The organism is Nocardia sp. NPDC004260 (assembly GCF_053603155.1).
Map to the genome: position 1 here is coordinate 1 of NZ_JBSGEZ010000191.1, position 3,683 is coordinate 3,683.

Annotated in this window: 4 protein-coding genes and 1 pseudogene; 2 read left to right on the plus strand and 3 right to left on the minus strand. The window is 63.6% G+C overall.

Features of this window, described 5'->3' with window-relative positions:
- Positions 1-622 precede the first annotated feature (622 nt).
- From ACWEO7_RS38565 to ACWEO7_RS38575, 3 genes are all read right to left on the minus strand, one after another.
- Positions 623-964 (minus strand): hypothetical protein, encoded by a 342-nt coding sequence (locus ACWEO7_RS38565; RefSeq protein ID WP_452430684.1) that lies wholly within the window; start codon positions 962-964, stop codon positions 623-625.
- Between the two features lie 682 nt (positions 965-1,646).
- Positions 1,647-1,802 (minus strand): hypothetical protein, encoded by a 156-nt coding sequence (locus ACWEO7_RS38570; RefSeq protein WP_452430686.1) that lies wholly within the window; start codon positions 1,800-1,802, stop codon positions 1,647-1,649.
- Positions 1,803-1,839: 37 nt separating this feature from the next.
- Entirely contained in the window at positions 1,840-1,998 is a 159-nt protein-coding gene (locus ACWEO7_RS38575; RefSeq protein ID WP_452430688.1) for a hypothetical protein, read from the minus strand.
- Positions 1,999-2,062: 64 nt separating this feature from the next.
- Between ACWEO7_RS38575 and ACWEO7_RS38580 the strand changes: the two genes are divergently transcribed.
- Complete coding sequence (locus ACWEO7_RS38580) at positions 2,063-3,136, plus strand: C40 family peptidase (RefSeq protein WP_452430690.1); 1,074 nt, start codon at positions 2,063-2,065, stop codon at positions 3,134-3,136.
- A gap of 212 nt (positions 3,137-3,348) precedes the next feature.
- A pseudogene (locus ACWEO7_RS38585) lies at positions 3,349-3,549 on the plus strand (IS3-like element ISMysp3 family transposase); the annotation flags it as partial.
- Positions 3,550-3,683: the final 134 nt, after the last annotated feature.

A 3,683-nucleotide genomic window follows, 5' to 3' on the forward strand; every position in this document is an offset into this window, starting at 1 on the left:
AACACCCAGCAACCAGAAGCCATCCAAACCCCCCGGGCCACGACCCCGCCGAACAGGATAAAAACCCAGCTCAGAGGTTAAAACTCAAGCTAGGGACGTGAGGAGTTTCCATTTTCGCACGGGGCAGACCATCGGATTTGCTGGTCGATTGCTATTAGGATCGGAGGAGTCGTCGTATGGAGGAGCGCCGGAACTCCCCGCCGGGGACTCGGAGCTTCTTCCACCTGCGTAACGGCGACCGGCAGCGGCCCGGGAACGCATACTTCTCCTTCCGGGCCGTTGTTCGCATGCGCTGCCACGAACCTCCGAACCAAGCCCGTAGCGGCAGCAGACAATAGGCCCCCGGTCCCCGGGATGCCCGATACCGCGGTTCACGCGTGTCACGTGCACGACGGGACAGCACTTCAGAACGCGACCACACCGACCGACTCTCGGTTTCGTGTTCGAAACCGGAAACCTCGCAGCTCAGGCTGTGACTCGCGGCGGTACTCGTCAGTTCTTGACCTCAACTCATTTTCAGGTTTAGCGTCTCCGTCAGTTAATCACCACGGACGGGAGAACTAGAGGTTCTTCATCATCGCGTCCTCGTTGATGCCGGGTGCGGACCGCACCGCATCGAGGACTACAGCGCCAACTCCTCGGGCCAGTCTTCGGCCTCGATCAGGTGATGCTCGCCGGTGTACCACACCATGGCCAGCACCGCGGCCGACAGCTTCCGATGCAGATGCTCACGCACCCCGCTCGCCGCAGCGGCGCCGCCCGCGGCTTTGGTGATCAGGTGATCCGACAGCGCGCCCAGCTCCGGGCGTAGAGCACCCCGCCCGGCGAACACCATCTTCATGCCCTGGCGGGCCCAATGATCCAGCAGCCGTTCGAACGTCTCCCAGTCCCGCCCACCGGCCTGGACGTACCGCGACATCATCTGCGCGATCTCCCCGGCCTCGGTGATGGTCTCGGTGAACATACGCAGCAGGACAGCGGCCTGCTCATCGGTCAGATCACATCGCGTTTAGCACCTCGAGCGTCACTCACCCCGGTAACCGTAGTCCCAGTGAGCCATCGGGACCGCGTCGTAACGCGGCTGGCACACCACGTCCACCAACGTGATACCCCCTACCTGTATACGTTGGCACACCCATTGCACCATGCGATCTCGCTCAAAAACCGCCCCGCTTCCACCCTCGGCTTCCAGGTTCCCCCTTCCGGAGGTAGGGGTGGACGGACGGGATGGAAGCCTCTGGAAGCAAGCCCGTGACAAGCACGCCTGTGAAAAACAGCGGTAAAGGTATGGGCCGGTTCGCAGCAGGTGTCTGGGAGGTTGTGCCGCTGGTCGAGTGGTTCCTCCGTGGGTGGGCCCGGACAGGAAGGGGCCCGGCCACGGTATTGCCGTGACCTGGTCGAAGTCGGGGAACGTGGGGCGTGTGCGCAGGTGGTCTCACTCGTCCTCGGTGAGGGCCCCGGACATACCAGGCCGCAATACCTCGCCGATCCGGGGGCGCCGCGATAGTCTTCGATCGTCCTCGCCGCACAGTGTCGAGGACGCCTCACAGCCGCTTCGACCCCCGAGCCCTGCACCGGGGATCGAAGTGCTGCCTTGGCCACCCCCCGGCCGGAAGTGGGTGATGCGCCGCGCGGGGCGGTGTTGTTCAGGGGGTGGATCGGGGGTGTCGGGTGGTGGGTGTGGGTTTGTAGTGGCGGCCGCTGATCGTGGTCGGCTGGTAGTGCACCCACGGGTCGAGCACGATCGTGCGGTCGCGGGGGCCGGTGATCAGGGTGATCGGCCCGGTAGCGGTGATCATCACGCGAATGTTCTCCTCACCGTGGGTGGACGGGGCGGTTTCAGTCGCCGAGGGAGGTGATGTGCCCGAACTGGTGTTCGTAGTTGCTCATGGCTTCATCGAGCGTGCGCATCAACCGGAAGATCAACGTGGGCGGGAACTTCACCCGCGCGGTGACCTGCACCGGTTGGCGCATCACCGGCCCGTGCTGCTTTCCCAAGTCGGGGAACGTCCGATGATCGACATGTGTCGATGTTGTATGCCTGGCCCGAAGCGTGGCGCCGATGAGTCCCGATGCCACCAAGCGGCTGGGCGATTTGCGCGAGCTTCCGGACTGCGCGCCGGCGGGCTTGAAAGCTCTGTTCGAGGCAGCCGAGGGGATCATTCAAAACCAGATCCAGCTGCTCGGGTCGGGCACACCGTCCAAGGCTCCCGATCTGCGCGAGATGCTGCGCGGCCAGGGAATTGCCGATCCCGAGGACGAGTCGACGATGATCGACAAATACCACGAGCACAAGCACGGGATGCAGAAGGCTACGAGGGGTATTCAGCGGCACGACGACGGCATCGTGGTGAGAACCGAAGGCGTCGGGGACGCTGTGACGAATGCCTACAGTGCCATCGACACTTCTGTGGGGCAACTCAACACGAAGGTCGACGCCTCCTTCAAGGCCGTGAGGACCGTGACCGACAAGGACGGCAAAACCCACCAGCAACTGCCGAAAGAGATAATCGACGGCCTGTTCAAGGGCGTCTGGGATACGTTGAACACCACGCACAACCGGGTCCACGGCGTCTCGGAAGAGGCGGCGGCCGCGGCAGCCGAAATCAAAAGCGACCTGCCGAGCTATACACCCACCGGTGGTAGGACGCCGGCGTCGTCCCCCACCTCGGGATCCACCAGGAGCGGCCGAAGCTTCGCGCCGGTGAACTACGGCACACCGTTGTCAAGTCCCCAGCTGCACAGCATGACCGCCAACGTGACTGACGCGAAGAAGAGGAAGTTCCTCGAAACGGCACTGGCGCAAGTGGGTGACCCCTACATCTACGGCGCAGAAGGCCCGAACGCGTTCGACTGCTCAGGCCTGGTGCAATACTCCGCGAAACAAGCCGGAATCACGAACATGCCGCGCACCGCGGACGCGCAATACCATGCGACGATGTCACACCCAGTAGACCCGAACAACCTCCAGCCAGGCGATTTGATATTCCCCAACGCCCAGTTCAACGGCGGCAATCCCGGCCACATCATGATCTACGTCGGCAATGGCCAAGTCGTCGAGGCGCCACACACCGGCGACCACGTCAAAGTGATCCAGCTCTCCCAGGTGGGCGGCTTCCATGCCACCCGCTTCTAACTTGAGGTTTAACCTCCGAGCTGGGCATATCCTGTGCGGCGGGGTCGCGGCCTTCCCTCCTCGATGATCCTCTTGTCGCAGGAGGCGCGTCCGGCGCTGCCACCATACTGATCTGGAGGCTGGGCAGACCAGCGGCTACCCGCTACCCAAAAACCAGTGGGCCGCGCCTGCCGCGCGCGGCCCACTCAGCAACTTCATCGGTGGATCGAGGCTACAAAACCGAAGCGGTCCGGGACGATTCCCCGTTCCGGCGCGGTCCGCTGGCCCGGCTCGCCGACGTCGAACTCCTCACCGACTGGGCCGGCTGGTACAACCAGTCCCGGATCATGCACAGGCTCGGCCGCCGACCACCCGCCAAACACGAAGCCGACTACTATGCACTCCACGCCGAGCAACCGGCTGGAGACAGATAAACCGGTGCGCATCAAACCCGGGGTGGTTCATTAACCGGACTAGTGCCCCGTCAGGCAACCTTCGGTAGGTAATCGGGGTGGCGGATCTTGGATCCGACGGCGAAGTCGCGGATGGGTTCGGCGTGCTGATTGCG

What these genes read in the sequence shown, in the direction of transcription:
- ACWEO7_RS38580 (WP_452430690.1), top strand. Translation starts at nt 2,063, where the DNA reads ATGAGTCCCGATGCCACCAAGCGGCTGGGCGATTTGCGCGAGCTTCCG.
- ACWEO7_RS38565 (WP_452430684.1), bottom strand. Translation starts at nt 964, where the DNA reads ATGTTCACCGAGACCATCACCGAGGCCGGGGAGATCGCGCAGATGATG.